Origin of the sequence: Kitasatospora aureofaciens, assembly GCF_019192735.1 — a bacterium.
Lineage (GTDB): Bacteria > Actinomycetota > Actinomycetes > Streptomycetales > Streptomycetaceae > Kitasatospora > Kitasatospora aureofaciens_A.
In genome coordinates this window covers 1-1574 of record NZ_JAHTKP010000158.1, presented here as the reverse complement: position 1 = coordinate 1574, position 1574 = coordinate 1, and the positions used below count along the sequence as shown (strand labels likewise).

Genomic DNA, 1574 nt, shown 5'->3' with positions numbered 1-1574 from the left:
AGCTTGGCTTTAAACCCCACCAAGATCGTTTCTTGGTGGGGTTCGTCGTTTGCCGGACAGCAGGGCGGCCCCTGTTTGATCATGTGTTTCCGCCAAGAGACACGTAGATCAACCAAAGGCCGTGATGGACAGTCTGCTCGAAAGTGGCGCGCGCGTCGATGCGTTGTCCGTGTTGTCCGGGTTCCGCCGCGAGTACTACGGGTGTCTGACTCTTCGGGCGGACGCACTGTTCGAACTGACGGACGCGGTGCTGTGTGCCGGCGGGCCGGTGGTCTCGCTGCCGGAACTGACGTTGGAGGCCGTGCATCGGCGCGGGCACGGGGCGATGTACGACGCCCTGGCCCAGGGGCACATCAACGTGTCCCGGCTGCGGATGGCACTGGCCGGGCTGGAGCTGCCTCGCGGGGCTGACCGGCAGTTGTCGATCGCGCTGGACGTCACGCCGTGGCCACGTCCGGATGCCGAGTGCTCGCCCGAGCGCCTGCACTGCCACCGCCCGTGCCGCTGCGACGGGCGGCGCCAGACCATCCCCGGCTGGCCCTACCAGGTCGCCGCCGCCCTGGGCGGCGGCCGCTCCTCGTGGACCGGCCCGATCGACGCAATCCGCCTCGGGCCTGATGACGACCCCACCGAGGTCACCGCAGCCCAGATCCGCGACCTTCTGGCCCGCCTGCGCGAAGCCGGACAGTGGCACGAGGACGACCCCGAGGTGCTGTTCGTCCTGGACTCCGGCTACGACATCGTGCGCCTGAGCTGGCTCCTGCGCGACCAGCCGGTGCGGCTGCTGGGCCGGATCCGCTCCGACCGGGTGATGCACGCCCCGCCTGGGCGCCGGAAGGGACCCCGGCCCGGCCGCCAGCCCCGACACGGCGAGACTGTCCGCCTGGCCGACCCAGCCACCCACCCGGCCCCGGTCCAGGAGTCGGCCGGCCGCCATCAGCGCTTCGGCGCCGTCACCGCCCGCTGCTGGGGCCACTTGCACCCAGCACTGGAACGGCGCGGCTCCTGGGCCGGCCACCAAGGCGAACTACCCATCGTTGAAGGCACCTTGGTGCACCTGGTGGTCGAGTATCTGCCTGGCAACCGCGATCCCAAGCCGCTGTGGCTATGGCACAGCAACCCCGACGCCACCGCCCACGACGTCGACCGACTCTGGCGGATCTTCCTCAGGAGATTCGATCTCGAACACACCTTCCGGTTCTTCAAGCAGACCCTCGGCCTGACCCGCCCGCGCCTGCGCAATCCCGAGCAGGCCGACCGCTGGGTGTGGCTGATCCTGGCCGCCTACACCCAGCTCCGCCTCGCCCGACCCCTCGCCGAAGACCTGCGCAGGCCCTGGGAGAAACCACTGACACCGGACCAGCTCACCCCCGGCCGCGTCCGACGCGGCTATCCCCGCATCCGCAAGACCGTGGGCACTCCCGCAAGCACGCCGAAAGCCCCCCACCCCGGCCCCGGCCGCCCCAAAGGCCGCACCTCCACCCCCGCACCCCGCCACCCGGTCGGCACGAAACGCGGCAAAAAGGACACGATCAGGAGGGGTGGGACAGAGCAGCAGCCTTAAAGATCAAGCT

The 1574-nt window shown here is 69.9% G+C and carries 1 protein-coding gene; it reads left to right on the top strand.

From position 1 onward, the window contains the following. Positions 1 to 124 precede the first annotated feature (124 nt). Complete coding sequence (locus KV557_RS41705) at positions 125 to 1564, top strand: NF041680 family putative transposase (protein ID WP_218207338.1); 1440 nt, start codon at positions 125 to 127, stop codon at positions 1562 to 1564. Positions 1565 to 1574: the final 10 nt, after the last annotated feature.

Excerpts from the sequence above, each read along its gene's own strand:
- KV557_RS41705 (WP_218207338.1), top strand. The coding sequence starts at position 125 with ATGGACAGTCTGCTCGAAAGTGGCGCGCGCGTCGATGCGTTGTCCGTG.